This window comes from Halomonas sp. FeN2, assembly GCF_020595105.1.
GTDB lineage: Bacteria > Pseudomonadota > Gammaproteobacteria > Pseudomonadales > Halomonadaceae > Vreelandella > Vreelandella neptunia.
Genome location: NZ_CP074200.1, coordinates 1,468,305 through 1,483,273 on the forward strand (window position 1 = coordinate 1,468,305; position 14,969 = coordinate 1,483,273).

The 14,969-nt window shown below is 55.4% G+C and carries 16 protein-coding genes and 3 tRNA genes; 7 read left to right on the forward strand and 12 right to left on the reverse strand.

The window, feature by feature from the left end; genetic code table 11:
* Positions 1-119 precede the first annotated feature (119 nt).
* Both KF947_RS06860 and thpD read right to left on the reverse strand, forming a co-directional pair.
* Positions 120-785 (reverse strand): fumarylacetoacetate hydrolase family protein, encoded by a 666-nt coding sequence (locus KF947_RS06860; protein ID WP_133732057.1) that lies wholly within the window; start codon positions 783-785, stop codon positions 120-122.
* Positions 786-903: 118 nt separating this feature from the next.
* Positions 904-1,923, reverse strand: a complete 1,020-nt coding sequence (gene thpD, locus KF947_RS06865) for an ectoine hydroxylase (RefSeq protein WP_133732056.1) — start codon at positions 1,921-1,923, stop codon at positions 904-906.
* A 357-nt stretch (positions 1,924-2,280) separates the two neighbouring features.
* Between thpD and KF947_RS06870 the strand changes: the two genes are divergently transcribed.
* On the forward strand, positions 2,281-2,667 hold the full coding sequence (locus KF947_RS06870) for an META domain-containing protein (protein ID WP_166650393.1): 387 nt from the start codon (positions 2,281-2,283) through the stop codon (positions 2,665-2,667).
* A 224-nt stretch (positions 2,668-2,891) separates the two neighbouring features.
* On the opposite strand, the gene KF947_RS06875 is transcribed toward KF947_RS06870, so the two are convergent.
* From KF947_RS06875 to KF947_RS06905, 7 genes are all read right to left on the reverse strand, one after another.
* Positions 2,892-2,967: transfer RNA gene (locus tag KF947_RS06875), tRNA-Thr, on the reverse strand.
* A 72-nt stretch (positions 2,968-3,039) separates the two neighbouring features.
* Positions 3,040-3,114: transfer RNA gene (locus KF947_RS06880), tRNA-Gln, on the reverse strand.
* A 6-nt stretch (positions 3,115-3,120) separates the two neighbouring features.
* Positions 3,121-3,196, reverse strand: a tRNA-Phe gene (locus tag KF947_RS06885).
* A gap of 202 nt (positions 3,197-3,398) precedes the next feature.
* Positions 3,399-3,674 carry an oxidative damage protection protein gene (locus KF947_RS06890; protein WP_223288922.1) on the reverse strand — a complete coding sequence of 92 codons (276 nt, stop codon included), beginning with the start codon at positions 3,672-3,674 and terminating at the stop codon, positions 3,399-3,401.
* 59 nt (positions 3,675-3,733) lie between these two features.
* A complete protein-coding gene (gene mutY, locus KF947_RS06895; protein ID WP_227405793.1) occupies positions 3,734-4,828 on the reverse strand; it encodes an A/G-specific adenine glycosylase in 1,095 nt (364 codons plus the stop codon).
* Between the two features lie 121 nt (positions 4,829-4,949).
* Positions 4,950-7,289 (reverse strand): AsmA family protein, encoded by a 2,340-nt coding sequence (locus KF947_RS06900; protein ID WP_133732052.1) that lies wholly within the window; start codon positions 7,287-7,289, stop codon positions 4,950-4,952.
* Complete coding sequence (locus tag KF947_RS06905) at positions 7,289-7,771, reverse strand: GNAT family N-acetyltransferase (protein WP_009288590.1); 483 nt, start codon at positions 7,769-7,771, stop codon at positions 7,289-7,291. The genes KF947_RS06900 and KF947_RS06905 overlap by 1 nt, the downstream gene beginning before the upstream one ends.
* A gap of 197 nt (positions 7,772-7,968) precedes the next feature.
* Between KF947_RS06905 and hisB the strand changes: the two genes are divergently transcribed.
* From hisB to KF947_RS06930, 5 genes are all read left to right on the forward strand, one after another.
* Positions 7,969-8,562, forward strand: a complete 594-nt coding sequence (gene hisB, locus KF947_RS06910) for an imidazoleglycerol-phosphate dehydratase HisB (protein WP_009288591.1) — start codon at positions 7,969-7,971, stop codon at positions 8,560-8,562.
* A gap of 76 nt (positions 8,563-8,638) precedes the next feature.
* Complete coding sequence (hisH, locus tag KF947_RS06915) at positions 8,639-9,280, forward strand: imidazole glycerol phosphate synthase subunit HisH (RefSeq protein WP_223288920.1); 642 nt, start codon at positions 8,639-8,641, stop codon at positions 9,278-9,280.
* 11 nt (positions 9,281-9,291) lie between these two features.
* Positions 9,292-10,038, forward strand: coding sequence for a 1-(5-phosphoribosyl)-5-[(5-phosphoribosylamino)methylideneamino]imidazole-4-carboxamide isomerase (gene hisA, locus KF947_RS06920; RefSeq protein ID WP_227405794.1), 747 nt, complete (start codon positions 9,292-9,294; stop codon positions 10,036-10,038).
* Complete coding sequence (gene hisF / locus KF947_RS06925) at positions 10,035-10,808, forward strand: imidazole glycerol phosphate synthase subunit HisF (RefSeq protein WP_227405795.1); 774 nt, start codon at positions 10,035-10,037, stop codon at positions 10,806-10,808. Before hisA ends, hisF begins: the two co-directional genes overlap by 4 nt.
* Positions 10,809-10,835: 27 nt before the next feature.
* Positions 10,836-11,336, forward strand: coding sequence for a hypothetical protein (locus KF947_RS06930; RefSeq protein WP_227405796.1), 501 nt, complete (start codon positions 10,836-10,838; stop codon positions 11,334-11,336).
* A gap of 3 nt (positions 11,337-11,339) precedes the next feature.
* Here the strand turns inward: KF947_RS06930 and KF947_RS06935 are convergent, their stop codons facing one another.
* The gene (locus KF947_RS06935; protein ID WP_227405797.1) at positions 11,340-11,942 is read right to left on the reverse strand and encodes a YjaG family protein; all 603 of its coding nucleotides are present in this window, start codon (positions 11,940-11,942) and stop codon (positions 11,340-11,342) included.
* 123 nt (positions 11,943-12,065) lie between these two features.
* On the opposite strand from KF947_RS06935, the gene KF947_RS06940 reads away from it, so the two are divergent.
* The gene (locus KF947_RS06940) at positions 12,066-12,755 is read left to right on the forward strand and encodes a type 1 glutamine amidotransferase (protein WP_227405798.1); all 690 of its coding nucleotides are present in this window, start codon (positions 12,066-12,068) and stop codon (positions 12,753-12,755) included.
* Between the two features lie 27 nt (positions 12,756-12,782).
* Here the strand turns inward: KF947_RS06940 and mnmH are convergent, their stop codons facing one another.
* Together mnmH and selD are read right to left on the reverse strand one after the other, a co-directional pair.
* Positions 12,783-13,883 (reverse strand): tRNA 2-selenouridine(34) synthase MnmH, encoded by a 1,101-nt coding sequence (mnmH, locus tag KF947_RS06945; protein ID WP_227405799.1) that lies wholly within the window; start codon positions 13,881-13,883, stop codon positions 12,783-12,785.
* The gene (selD, locus tag KF947_RS06950) at positions 13,880-14,917 is read right to left on the reverse strand and encodes a selenide, water dikinase SelD (RefSeq protein ID WP_133732046.1); all 1,038 of its coding nucleotides are present in this window, start codon (positions 14,915-14,917) and stop codon (positions 13,880-13,882) included. Before selD ends, mnmH begins: the two co-directional genes overlap by 4 nt.
* Positions 14,918-14,969 lie beyond the last annotated feature (52 nt).

Consider the following 14,969-nt stretch of genomic DNA (forward strand, 5'->3'; position numbering starts at 1 on the left):
GAACAGCTCGTCTTGAATAGCCCACACTAAATAGCAAGTGTTGGGTTATGCCAAACAGAAACGCCACCCTGATTTTTGGGGTGGCGTTTCTTTACGATCCCACACTGTCTAGCAATTCGCTACTCGACAACGCTGGTTTCAACTTCCAAACCGCCGGTCAGGGTTAAACGTAATTTTGAACCGCGAACCAGTTCACCAACCCCTGAAGGCGTACCGGTCAAAATCACATCGCCCGGCTCCAATGTGAAGTGGCGGCTCATTTCGGCAACCAGCGTAGGTACCGCAAAAATCATATCAGCACCTTCACCATGCTGACGTTCTTCACCATCAATCTCAAGCGTGAATGCTAGTGCATTCCAGTTAGGAACACGGCTTAGCGGCAGAAACGCCGAAAGCGGACAAGCACCATCAAAGCCTTTAGCGATTTCCCAAGGGTGCCCTTTCTCTTTTAGCTTCGTCTGTACATCGCGTAGCGTTAGATCCATCGCTAACCCGATACCGACAATCGCACGCTCGGCTTCATCCAGGGTGGCGTGGGTTAAGGTTTCACCCACCAACAACGCAAGCTCGACTTCAAAATGCATGTCACCGAGTGAAAACGGCGGATCCAGCGGTTTAGCGAGATCCACAACGCTGGTGGAGGGCTTTATGAATAGCAGCGGCTCTGTGGGAACCGGATTATCCAACTCTTTCGCATGGTCAGCATAATTACGACCAATGCAGACAACCTTGCCCAGCGGGTGGGGAAACTCCTGGCCATCGGTAAATTGTGGAACAAAACGCATGGCGGGTATTCTCCTTCTCATTATGCGTGCCGCATTTGCAACGACAGGCGCAACAGTTTACCCCACCTATACGAAGGTTCCACACCCTTCAGCCATGAATTTGTTTCCCCACTGCACGTTAGCGATATTGCTGAGCCTGCTGATCAGGGCTATGAGCCAGGAAATCAGGCCGTTGTTTAGCCGCCGCATAAGGCTCCCGGCAGCGATTGTCCTGGCGATTGAACACAAAGAATACGTTGCTACGCGGGTCAGGTGACAGGTTGGCGTTAGAAGCATGCAGCGTATTGCAATCAAACAGCAGCAAACCGCCCGCCTTGCCTTTTGGCGCTTCAATACCGTGTTCAGCCACTAGCTCGGTAAGTGCCTCGGGGCTTGGCACGCCAACTTCCTGTGCTTTCAGCGAGCTTTTGTGATTATCTTCAGGCGTTTCCCCTAAGCACGGCACAAACTTTTTGTGCGAACCGGGAATCAACATTAACGGGCCGTTGAACTCATGGTTGTCGGTTAAGATCAGCGATGCGCTAACTGCGTGCATCGCAGGCATGCCATCTTCCGCGTGCCAGGTCTCAAAGTCGGAGTGCCAGTTAAAACCCTTACCGGCAAATCCAGGCTTATAGTTAATACGCGACTGATGCACATAAGGGTCGTCGCCAATAATTTGACGAGCGGCGCCCGCGACACGCTCATCGCTGGCCAGCTTTCCCAACCGCTCAGAGAGGAAGTGCACCGCAAATAGCGAGCGGATTTCCTGGCTCTCTGGCTCAGTGACACTGAAGTCTTGATTGAGATATTCATCGTTGCTCATCAGCGCCTTCATTTCCTGGCGCAGCTCTTCAAGCTCTGCGCCTTCAATGAGGTTGGGAATAAACAGAAACCCTTTACGCTCAAACTCATCAAGTTGCGCCTGGCTTAAAGGGCCGGAAAGCTGACGCCCCTTAACCACTGCATCTTGGCGTGGCAGCCAGGTTTGTGCAGGAGCACTGGCTAAGCGCGACGGGTAGGCATCCTGACCCTGTGTCCGCTGACCCTGCGTACTGCGAACGTTCCTATTAGTAGTATGAACGTTAGGTGTATCGGCCATTTCGCTATATTGCTTATGGGCGGTTACAGCATTTAGCGGTGTGCTTTTGACTGTCATCTAATCCACTCCTTGTATGATTAGGTTTCAGATCGAACATATTGCACGTATAAAGATTAGCGTACATATAAACAAAGAGCACGGTTGTAACGTCGTGCAGGCAGTAGCCTAGACCACTAAAATTCCCTCGCAAGGCATAATTTCTGGTTTGATAACGTAGGTTACGTGAAAAAAATTGAAAAGTGGCTTGTTAGGCAATAAGTCACCTAAACAGCTCACTTCAAGCCACAATGATAGCGGCTAATGTTACTCATCTTTTTATCTAACTAAATGGGAAATCATGCTTTGAAAAGGCGGCTACCGAATTATGGATTTATCAGCGCGCTATTAATAACCGCCGGGTGCTCCTCAGCAACAATGGATACCCACGAGACAGCGCATCACCCTAATGAAGCATTGATCAACACCTACTGGAAGCTGGTGACGCTTGATGGAGCGCCGGTCGTCACCCATGAGAATTTCCGTGAAGCGCACTTGGTTCTTCATCAAGAGGCTTCCCGCTTAGCCGGCGCTACCGGCTGTAATACCCTGATGGGCAGCTACCTGATGGCAAACGATCGCATCGCATTTGGGCAAATCGCCAGCACTAAAATGGCCTGCCCTGCGCCTCAAATGAAAACTGAGCGAAATTTTCTAGCCGCACTCAAGCAAGTAACAGCATGGAGTGTGGATGGCTCAAAGCTTGTGCTGCTGGGCGATGACAGTGAACCATTGGCGGCCTTCGAGGCAGTGCATCTTTATTAGCACTATGGGCAGGCAACATTATCTTTAAGGTTATAACATTGGCTGGTTTTCTGACGTATATGCTGATGAAAGCAAGCATTATGGATAGCTCGTTATCCACAGGCATATCTAAGTAGTGGGTGTGGATAACGTCAATACTGGATAGATACTGCAGATACGAAAAAGCCGCCCTTTCGGACGGCTTAATCTAATTCTCCAACGCTTAACTTTTAACCACTAATTAGTGGTGCCGACACCAGGAGTCGAACCCGGGACCTACTGATTACAAGTCAGTTGCTCTACCAACTGAGCTATGTCGGCGCTTCACGTTTTCTTGAGAACATGATTGCTTCGCTGTTAGGCTCTACAATCAACAAGAAATCTTGTTGGCAATGGCTGGGGTACCAGGATTCGAACCTGGGAATGCCGCTACCAAAAAGCGGTGCCTTACCACTTGGCGATACCCCAGCAGTGTGGTGGCCAGAGACGGAATCGAACCGCCGACACGGGGATTTTCAATCCCCTGCTCTACCAACTGAGCTATCTGGCCGCTGCCAACGGTGCGTATTAAACTAAAAACGCCGCTTTTCGTCAACACCTTTGTGAAACTTTCTTTCGATACCGATGCTTAGGGGGCTTTTTTCCTACGCCACCGCTAGCTTGGCCTCCTGCATAAACCTACCTATAGCGAGTGTTTACAAGTCCACTGCTCAGTCACAACACTCGCCACTCAGCACGAACATTCCCTGGTTTCATGCCTGTGTCGGCGGTACATAGCCTTCGGCTTGGTCGGTTTCCTGGTTATCCAGGAAGCGCTGCATCTGATCCATTAGGTACGCACGGGATTCAGGGTCGAGCATGTTGAGGTGTTTCTCATTGATCAGGCGGGTTTGCAACGCCTGCCATGCTTCCCAGGCGGGCTTGGAAACGGTGGCCTGAATCTCCTGCCCCTGCTTACCCGGCAAAGGCGGGAACGGCAGAGCTTCCAGCTCTTTTTGGTACTTGCGGCAAAAAACGGTATTGCTCATAACGTGCTCCTGGTTCTGCGTCTTCATTCAATGATCTCATCCAATCAGTTAGCAAACGCTTAGGCGTGCCCTGGCGTTGGATTGAGGCTAAAGGGCGTTAGCTGGCTGAGCAGCGCTTTAACGGGGGCAGCAAGGCCCAGTTCGGGCGGATGGTTAACGTCGTACCATACGCCGCTTTCGCGAACACCGCCCAGCCTATCGCAGCTCACCGGCTGCGGGGTAATCTCTAAGCGAAAATGACTGAAGGTGTGGTAAAAGCTAGGTGCCGTAGTTCCCCGCTTAGGGTTAACGGCGTTGTCTTCAAGCCAGTCGTTGAGTTCGCTGTGCTTCTCGAACTGCGGCAAACTCCATAACCCGCCCCACAGACCGCTGGGAGGGCGTTTCTCCAGCCATATCCGGCCTTTAGGGTCACGCAGCATCAGCATGATCGTTTGTCGTGTGGGCAGCGCCTTTTTAGGTTTGGATTCCGGGTAGCGCTTTGGCTCGCCTTGGGCGTAGGCCAAACAGACATCGTTAAATGGACAGCTCAGGCAGTCTGGTTTACTGCGTTTACATAGCATGGCACCAAAATCCATCATTGCCTGGGTGTAATCCGCCAGGCGCTCGGCTGGAGTGTAGTACTCCGCCAGCGCCCACAGCTTTCTCTCCACATCAGGCTTGCCCGGCCAGCCGGGCAGCGCATGCAGGCGAGTGAGTGAGCGCTTTACATTGCCATCTAAAATAGCCGCCCGCTGCCCTGTACTTTGCGCAAGGATAGCGCCAGCGGTGGAGCGACCAATACCAGGCAAAGCCACTAACGTATCGATACTTTCCGTCGGCAGCTCGCCATTGTGTTCCTCCCACGCAACCTGGGCGGCTTTATGCAAGTTGCGCGCACGGGCGTAGTAGCCAAGGCCCGTCCAGAGGTGCAGCACTTCATCCTGTGGGGCCTTGGCGAGACTCTCCAGGGTAGGAAAGCGCGCCATAAAACGCTCAAAATAGCCTATAACGGTGGCGACCTGGGTTTGCTGCAGCATGATTTCCGACACCCACACCCGGTAGGCGCTTCGCGGCGACTGCCACGGCAAGTCGTGACGGCCGTAGCGGTCGAACCAGTCCAGTAGGCGCTGTTGGAATTCGCTTGCCGCTAGCCGCGGCGCGGGCATATCTGCCATGCACGCTCCTTAAACAGAAATGGGTATATGAAACAGCAACCAATAAAAAAGCGCCGGCGTTTAGGCCGGCGCAGCACTTACTGTTTCTAGAAATGCGTCACTTTACATCCTGCATCAATGCTCAGTTGAACAGACCGCGTAGGCCATCGCGAAGCTCTTGAGCAGCGCCTTCGCCAAGGCGTTCATCTAACTCATCTAAAGAGTCGCCTAGGCGCTCCTCCAGCTCTTCATTAACACGATCCCCCGCTTCATTGCGCAGCAGGTCAACCACAGCGGTTTGGAACATCTCACGGTCGAACCGGCACCACTCGGTGCGTTCATCGCCAAGATTACCTTCACAGCGTACGGGCAGCGGCAGTTGTTCCAGACGCGGATTAACTTCACAGGCCGCGTCGGCGGTGTCGACCAAGCGAGCATTAGCACGAGTATCAAAGTTCAAGCTGGCGAGATCCAACTCGCCCTCTCCACGCACATCGATGCCGGGCAGGGTGATCAGCAGGTCATCACTCTCCACTAAGCCGTTGCTAATTTGGAAGGTAGCATCAAAACGCTCAAAGCGCGTATCGGTGTGCCAATCCCGCAAAGTGCCCTGCCCCTCTAACTGAGCAACCAGTTCGCACATCTGCTTGGAGATATTGGTATTTAAAATGGCGCCTTCGTTTAGACGAGCATTAAGCGCGCCATTGAGGTTGCCGATGAGTGCTTCACGAGTATTGCCCTGACTGGTGACATCTCCGGTTAAATTAAAGCGGCCGCGCAGTGGTGATGCCTCTTCTTTTTCGCTGATCGCTTCAATCAACGGTGCCACCTGGACGTTGTTAATAGTCGGCGATAGCGCCCACTCAAGGATGGAATCCGTAGCATCAACCTGACCGGTAGCGCTGAGCTCACCCTCGTAGAAGCCTGACTCAAACGCCGTTAGCCGATGAACGCCGTCGTCGCCACGCAGTTGCAAGCGCGGATTGTTGAAGGTCAGGCCCGCAAAAATAAGCGTATCCACGCTCAGGTCGCCCTCTAGCGCCAGCCCGCTGAGCAACGATTGCGGCACTAATGTGTTGGTTTCCTGAGCAAAGGCTTTACGTAGCAAGCCGCGACTCGCCTGTTTGGCGGTGGCCTCACCGGGAAGATAGCGATCAAGGTCTAGTTGGTCACCGGCTAAATCAAACGCCAGGCGTGAGCCATTCAGCGCCGCCGTTAGCTCGCCGGTAAAGGTGCTGTCGTCGACTACCAACGAGAGGCTAGGCAAAGAGAGTTGCTCGGCATCACCTTCGATAGGGCTGGTCATGGCCACATCGCTGAGCGCAGCCTCGCCCGCGGTGGTGAGGGTAACGCCAGCACGGGCAAGCCAGGGGCGTAGCGTAAAGGGGGCAGCGGTTAGCTGACCACGATAACGGGGGGCATCGCGCAACTGCTCAATGTTAAGGTGCCCACTCACCCTTAGACCATCCGGCCCGGTGAGCTGCAAGTCTTTCAACTGCGCCGTTTGCGCCTGCCAATCGCTCTCCAGACCAAAGGCGAGCGCCAACGCCAAGCTGCCCTGCCAGTTATCCGCATTGCGCAGACCCGTCTCAAGCAGTCCCTCTTTAATAGTGAGCTGCTGCTCACCCATGCGGGCAACCAGTTCGGTCGCCTTCAAGCTCAGCTGCTGTGGCTCGCTCTCTGTACCCTTGGAGGTTCGAGTGGTCAGCGCCATATTTTCCAGAGCGAAAAGCTTATCTGCCAACCCAAGCCGCACGCGAGTTTCGAGATTGATATCGCTGGTCAGATCAGGGGCACGCTCCAATACCTCGGCATCGAGCCGGTTATGTTTGGTCAGTGTGAACATAGCCTTCAGCGGAAAGGCGCGCAGCGGGTTAACGTTGCTACCCGAGATATTCAGTTGCTGCATACGCCACAGTGCTTGGGTTTGCGCATCGCGGAAGCGAATGTCGGCGTTTTTCACTTCAACGCTGGCAATACTCAACACCACGGCCAAGCTACCGGCGTCCGCATTTGGGCCAGCACTGGCGGGCGCCAGCACCGTTTCAGCGGCGCTTTCATTGTGCTCAGAGAGGCGCTCTAACAAGGGTTCCCAGTTACCCTCACCCTGTTCATCACGCTCTAAGTTAAGGCGCATACCGTCCAAGGTTAGGCCGTCAACGGCTATTTCTCCACGCAGTAGCGGGCCGAATGCGACGCTTACCTCGGCGCGGTCAATAGCGGCAAAGGCGGCACTCTCTTCTGTCTGCTCGGGCAACCAGGCGCGGGCTTTCTCTACACTGACACCGATACGCGGGTAAAATGACCAGGTAATCGGGCCTTCCAACGCCAAGTTGAGTCCCGTTTGCTCTTCCACGACAGCAGTTAATCGGGGCTTAAAGTCTTCTGGATCCAGAAAGGTGGTCACATAGACCACGGCGGCGACCGCAACGATGGCGAGAATGCCGACCGCTGCCAGCAAGATACGTAATAGCTGTTTCATTACCCTTTCCCTTGTGGGTCTAACTCAACAAAATCACTGGTGGCGGGCATACCCGCTGCCGGCGTTTCTGGATTGGCCATTGGCCGGTAACCTAGCTTGGAGAGCAGCACACGGTCGGCCAGTGGTAAAGTGGACGTTTCAATGCGCAGGACGCGGCCTTCCTGCTTGGCTTGCTCGCCAAGCAGTGCCATCAAGCGCGAACCGACGCCACGGCGACGGGTGGTTTTGCGCACGCAGAGCTCAGACAGCCACCACGCCCGGTCTGCGCCCTCCTGAACGGCGACGGCCCCCAGCAGCCGATCGTTGAAGAGTGCGCAGGCAAAAAAGTGCTGGCCTGCAAAATGTTGCTCAATAAATGGCTCAACCGTTGGGGTGGGCATACGCTCTTGGGGCGCATCCTGGTAGATGCGCATAAGATCAAGGCGCACCTGCTCATCGGCTTCCCAACGGGCCTGGTCGACATGGTGCAGTGTCACCGGCATGGTGAAATCCTCTTCGCCAAAGCAGCCTGGCTGCTATTTCTGCCGCAATTGATTGCGGCTACATTTCGCGCATTGTAGCGGATGAGGGCGCCGATTCACTATAATGGTCGCTTCGCCACAGGCTGATCAAATCAGTGGTAAGTTGATGATCGCCACCAGCCGTCCCTCAGAGTGCGCTTCAGCGCAGGAGATGCAACATGTCAGCGCGTATTGCCACGGTTAGCCGTGACACCAACGAAACGCAGATCAAGGTCAGCGTCAATCTCGACGGCGAAGGCCGTCTTAGCTGCCAAACCGGCGTTCCGTTCCTGGATCATATGCTTGATCAAGTTGCTCGCCACGGGATGATCGATCTCGACATCAACGCCACTGGCGACCTGCATATTGACGACCACCATACCGTAGAAGACCTGGGTATTACGCTAGGCCAAGCTTTTTTTGAAGCAATTGGCGATAAGCGCGGCATTTACCGTTATGGTCACGCCTATGTTCCTCTTGATGAAGCACTCTCCCGGGTAGTGATCGACTTTTCTGGTCGACCTGGCCTGTTTATGAATGTTGAATTCACCCGCGACACTATCGGTAGCCTGGACACTCAGTTGTTCTGGGAGTTTTTCCAGGGCTTTGTCAATCACGCCCGCGTGACGCTGCATATCGACAACATCAAAGGCTTTAATGCTCACCATCAGGCGGAAACGATCTTCAAGGCCTTTGGCAGAGCACTCCGCATGGCCGTGATGGAAGATCCGCGTATGGCAGGCCAAATGCCTTCCACCAAAGGGAGCTTGTAATGCTGCGCTACATGACGGGCTGTATGACCGGCTATGCCGCTCGCCTCTTTTTGTCTACCTCCACAAGGAGCGCTTCATGACCATTGCTGTAATCGACTATGGAATGGGCAATCTTCATTCTGTAGCCAAAGCGCTGGAGCATGTGACCCATGAGAATGTCGTCATTACCCGCGACCCGCGCCGTATACTCGGCGCAACGCGTTTAGTGCTGCCTGGCCAAGGGGCCATTCGCGACTGCGTTGGCGAACTCGAGCGCACCGAGTTACGCGGGTTGGTAGAGGATATCTTAACCCGCCAGGCTAAACCGCTGCTGGGTATCTGCGTGGGCCAGCAGATGCTACTGGAGCGCAGCGAAGAGAATGGCGGCGTAGAGTGCCTGGGTTTCTTTAAAGGCAGTGTAGATCGTTTTCCTGGCGATATGCGCGACGCCCACGAGCAGCGCTTGAAAGTACCGCACATGGGCTGGAACGTGGTAGAGCAGCACCATGAACACCCTCTCTGGGCAGGTATTGATAATCGCGAACACTTTTACTTCGTGCATAGCTACTACGTTAATGCCGATGAAGATGCACAAATATTTGGTACGACCCAATACGGCAAGGTAAGCGCCCACGTTGCCATTGGCCGTGACGCGACCTTCGCGGTGCAGTTTCACCCGGAAAAAAGCTCCCGTGCGGGCCTTCGCCTGCTTGAAAACTTTGTTACCTGGACGCCCTGAGAGGATTTTGTATGTTGGTAATTCCCGCTATTGATCTCAAAGACGGCCAGTGTGTCCGGTTGAAGCAGGGTCGCATGGAAGACGCAACTTCCTACGGCGATGATCCGGTGGCCATGGCGGCGCGCTGGGTAGAAGCTGGCGCCCGTCGCCTGCACCTGGTGGATTTGAACGGTGCCTTTGAAGGCAAACCGGTGAACGGTGACGCTGTCACCGCTATCGCCCGAGCCTACCCCAACCTGCCGATTCAAATCGGTGGCGGCATTCGCAGTGCGGAAACCATCGAGCACTACTTAAGCGCCGGTGTCTCGTACGTCATTATCGGCACCAAAGCGGTGAAAGAGCCCGCTTTTGTGGGCGAGATGTGCCGCGTTTTTCCCGGCCATGTGATCGTTGGACTTGATGCCAAAGATGGCTATGTCGCCACCGATGGCTGGGCCGAAGTCTCCACGGTAAAAGCCACTGAGCTGGCCAAGCGTTTCGCCAACGACGGTGTCTCTAGCATCGTCTATACCGACATTGCCCGCGACGGCATGATGCAAGGCGTCAACGTCGAAGCCACCGCTGCGCTTGCCCGCGAAGGCGGTTTGCCGGTGATTGCCTCCGGTGGTGTGACCAACCTGGACGACATCAAAGCACTCTGCGAGGTTGCTAACAGCGGTATCCTGGGCGCTATTACCGGTCGGGCAATTTACGAAGGTAGCTTGGATGTTGCCGAAGCTCAGCGGCTGAGCGACCAACTGACGGGGGGCGGTTCATGAGCCTTACCAAGCGCATTATCCCCTGCCTGGACGTAGACGCCGGGCGCGTGGTCAAAGGCGTTAATTTTGTCGGCATTCGCGATGCCGGTGATCCGGTGGAGATTGCCCAACGCTATAACCAGCAGGGCGCCGATGAAATCACCTTTCTCGACATTACCGCTAGCCACGAAGACCGCGACACCACGGTAGAGATGGTCGAGCGCATTGCTGGCGAAGTGTTTATTCCGCTGACCGTCGGCGGCGGCATTCGCAGCTGTGACGACATTCGCACCATGCTGAACGCCGGAGCAGACAAGGTCTCGATCAATACCGCAGCGGTCACTAACCCAGAGTTTGTGCGCGAAGCCGCCGAGCGTTTTGGTAGCCAGTGCATCGTGGTGGCGATTGACGCTAAACGGGTTTCCAAAGAGGGTGAAACGCCCCGTTGGGAGATTTTCACCCACGGCGGCCGCCGCCCAACGGGCCTTGATGCCGTTGAGTGGGCGAAGAAGATGGTTGAGTTCGGGGCGGGCGAGCTACTGCTCACCAGTATGGATCGCGACGGCACCAAGGTTGGCTTTGACCTGGGCGTAACCCACGCGATTTCCGAAGCGGTGAGCGTTCCAGTGATCGCCTCAGGCGGTGTGGGCAACCTGGATCACCTAGTGGATGGCGTCCTCAAAGGTGGTGCCGATGCGGTGCTGGCCGCCAGTATTTTCCATTTTGGCGAGTACACCATTCCTGAAGCTAAGCGCTATATGGCCGAACGCGGTATCGAAATGCGGCTTTAAATGCCCTTTATCGACCAGGAACTTCGAATGTTTCATTCACACCCATGGTGGGGATGGCTAGCAGGCATGCTATTCAGCATGCCTGCTACAGCGTTCTCTGATTGGCCTCCGTCGTTGGAGTGGGATCATACCCTGGTGCAAACCAGTCTTTATACCCGCCACTTCAGCCCCGAGCCGGAACACACTAACCAGCAAGACCTGGTTAGCATTGAACTGCATAATCCGAATCACTGGTTAGCGGGCGGGGCTTGGTTCAAAAACTCTTTTGATCAACCCTCTTGGTACTTCTATGCAGGGCGGGAGTTCCCTCTTTGGCAAACCGATCAGGGGATAAACGTGCGCGCCAAACTAACCGGTGGGCTCTTGCGCGGCTACCAGGGTGAGTATCGCGACAAAATCCCGCTTAATCACTTGGAAATCGCCCCAGCAGCTCTGCCTAGCATCGGCATACAATGGGGTCAGTTTGAGTCAGACCTGATCATTTTCGGCGCTGCAGGCATGATGATAACCGCAGGAGTGCGCTTTTAGTCGCTACCCCTCAGCGTCGTCTAGCGATAAACCCAGATTGCTGATGCCACCATTGCGACCTAATTCACGCACCTCTTTCAGCGACGCCTTATCCAGCGGTTCGCTGACGGCTTCCAAGACGGCATCCTGAAAATCGTTTTCGTCGTCCATCAACGGATGGTCGCGAATAATCAGCGCTAGCTTCTGCGCGTCCACCTCGCCTTCAGTGAGTTCTATAAAGGCGCGTACGCCCGCTCGGGAGGTGCGACTCACATCCAGCACGGCCTCTGGGGAGTCGCCTTGCAGGGTGTCCAGCAGCGCTGAGACCGACACCACTGCATCCAGGGCGCGCCGGGCACCAAAGCTATCATCCTCTTCCGGCGGCTCACACTCGGCTAACTTTTCCGCTTGGCGGGCAAAGTCGATACTGGCATTAGGCACATTAAGCCGCTCCCAGACCAAACTCAGCACGGTACCTAGCGTATGGCTATCACCCTGGCCGGTGGTTTGCTCATAAAGCATATAGTTAGGCAGCAAACGCTCACACAACGCCGCCATAAAGGCTTGCTGGGCAGGTAGCGGGAGTTCTTGTAACCGTTGGTAAAAGCCCTGGGGTTTAGACACCATACTGATTTCCTGGATCGCTTGACGTGGGATATTGGTGAAAAGTAGCGGGTACGTTATCGTCTCTCTACGCTTGGGGCGGTTCCCCAGCGCTTTAATGATTGTACGGCCGGCGAGGAGATTACCATGCATATTCATCTGCTACAGCACGGCCCTGACCATGGCCCCGCCCGGTTAACCGATTGGCTAACCAGTATGGGTCATAGTTACACCGTTTTTCATCTCTACGCAGGCGAGCTAACCCCCCGCCCAAATGAGTCTGATGCACTGATTATACTGGATGGCCCAGAGGAGCTACTCAGCCAACCACCGGCGTGGTTTAAAGCCGAAGATAAACTCATCAACCGCTATCTGGATGGCCAAAAACCGCTGCTGGGTATTGGCGTAGGCGCCCATTGGATAGCCCAGGCGCTGGGCTCAGTGGTGGCACCTGGCACTTATACTGAAACAGGCTGGCATACGGTCACCCTAGCGCCGGAGAGCTCGCTGGATTTACCCGAAACATTCACCGCATTTATGTGGCATCGCTATGTCTTCAGTTTACCCGACGATGCGCTGCCCCTAGGCGGTAGCGAAGCAGCACCGCTGCAAGGGTTTGCCTGGGACAGAGGTCGTGTCATCGGCCTGCTGTGCCACCTGGAAGCCACATCGGTTAGCGTAAAACAGCTGCTGGGCACCGCCGAGTGGCCCAGTGCGTCACCTTCCGCTACCCGCTATGTTCAGGATGCGAGCCAAATATTAGCAGACCCCAACCGCTTTATTCATCTCGCGCCGCAGCTCGACCGACTGATGACCCAGTGGCTTAAAGCAGCGTAACCGTAGCAAGAGCAAACTATAAAGCCGTCAGTGGCTCCACTGCCTGGCGGCCTCTAGGCAGCTGTCCCAATCGCCCACATGAATCTCTGGCGGCGCAGCGGCGCGCTGCTTCTCTAAGTGGTGCCGGTAAAGCGGGTCATAGTACTCGGTGAGCAGCGGCGCGAGCCAGGCTTCATGGGCTTGGGGATTGCCTTGGGTATGCTCTTTGAATGCCAACGCCTGCAGCCGCTGCAAGCGCTGAAGCCGCGCGTTGCCCAAGCGCTTTCCTAGCCGGATAAGCGCATTACTTAACTGCGCCTGCATTAATTGCCAGCCCTGGTAGGCCCCATGACGAGCGGCATAGGCCTGCTCCAGGTCGATAATATAATCCTGCTGAATCTGAGCAAGGCGCCAATCCAGTGGCATTTCGATACGCACCCGCGGCGCTTGCTGCTGCGCTCGCCAGAAGCTCAAGGGAATATTGGCGTTGCCAATCTGACGGGACTCATCTTCGATGACCAGCCCTTCCGTCAGCCCGATTAACCTTTTGGCCAGTGCATGCTCGAAGTTGATTTGGGTAGCAGGCTCCTCGGGCCTGCGCCCAAAGGCAGAGCCTTTGTGGTGCGCATAGGCCTCTAGATCGACGCCGTTATCGAGCTGATTAATCAGCGCTGTTTTTGCACACCCGGTCAGCCCCGCGACCACCAACATCGGCTGGAGCGCTGCCGCATCAATACGCGCACAGAGCGCTTGGCGCATGGCTTTCCAGCCCCCCTCCAGCCGTGGCCTTGAGATACCGACTTCTGCCAGCCACTGCTGAGCAATTTGCGAGCGCAGTCCACCGCGAAAGCAGTAAATCAATGCATCTGGGTATTTGGCTAAGTACCTCTGCCACGCTGCGATCCGAGCCTGCTTGACCTCGCCACTGACTAAACGCTCGCCCAGCTCAATCGCCGCGGCTTGACCATGCTTCTTATAAGCAATGCCCACCTGATGACGCTCGTCATCGACCATCAAGGGCAGATTGACGGCACCGGGCAGCGCGCCCTGGGCAAACTCTACCGGGGCACGCACATCTATTAGTGGCCGCTCTTCTCTGAGTAAACTCAATACCGCCGGTGTGGTGGCTGGGTTTGTGGCCAGTGTCACCCGACCACCTCAACGGAGACTTTACCCTGGCGCGCCTTCATGACGCCAAATGAGCGCAATGAAAGCCCGAACTCGCGGCCAATACGCTCAACGTCATCCTCCCAGGCAGGGTCAACGCTTAGCAGTAAACCACCGGAGGTTTGCGGATCACACAGCCACTGCCAGTGGGCATCATCCATGGCCGGCAGGCTCTCTCCCAGCGCATCACGATTGCGCAGTGTACCGCCAGGCACGGCGCCTTGGCGGCGGTAGGACTCTGCCTCAGCCAGACGAGGCAACTTACGGAAATCAATCTGGGCCATGACGTTACTGGCTTGACACATTTCAGCAAGGTGGCCCGCCAATCCAAAACCAGTGACATCAGTCATGGCGTTCACCCCTTTTACATTGGCAAGCTTCACACCAATGTTATTGGGCTTGAGCATGGTTTCACGAGCAAGACCATGGTGGCCCATTTCCAACAAGCCACGTTTCTCTGCCGTGGTTAGCATACCCACACCTAACGGCTTGGTTAAAAACAGTAAATCACCGGGCTTGGCGGTGCTGTTTAGCTTGAGCTTATCCAGGTCGACTAAACCATTTACCGCGAGCCCGAAAATCGGCTCGGGCGCATCAATGGAGTGACCGCCCGCCAGGGCAACGCCTAATTCGCGACACACCGCCTGGGCGCCGGCCATTACGTCCCCCGCCACTTCAGCGCTGAGTTTATCCAGCGGCCAGCCGAGAATACCTAACGCCATCACCGGCGTGCCGCCCATGGCGTATACATCGCTGATGGCATTGGTCGCCGCGATACGCCCAAAATCGAAGGGGTCGTCGACAATGGGCATAAAGAAATCCGTGGTGGCAATCATGCCGCGGCCATCGCCCAGATCGTAGACGGCCGCGTCTTCGCGTCCTTGATTGCCGACGATAAGCCGCTTATGGCCCGCCGCTGGCCCCGCCTTGGCAAGAATGCCATCCAGCACGTCCGGGGCGATTTTGCAGCCACAGCCCGCGCCGTGGCTATATTGGGTCAAGCGAATCGAACTCATCGTGTCTCTCCTTGGCACTTGGGGGAATATCATCAGTTTAACCCAGTATCGT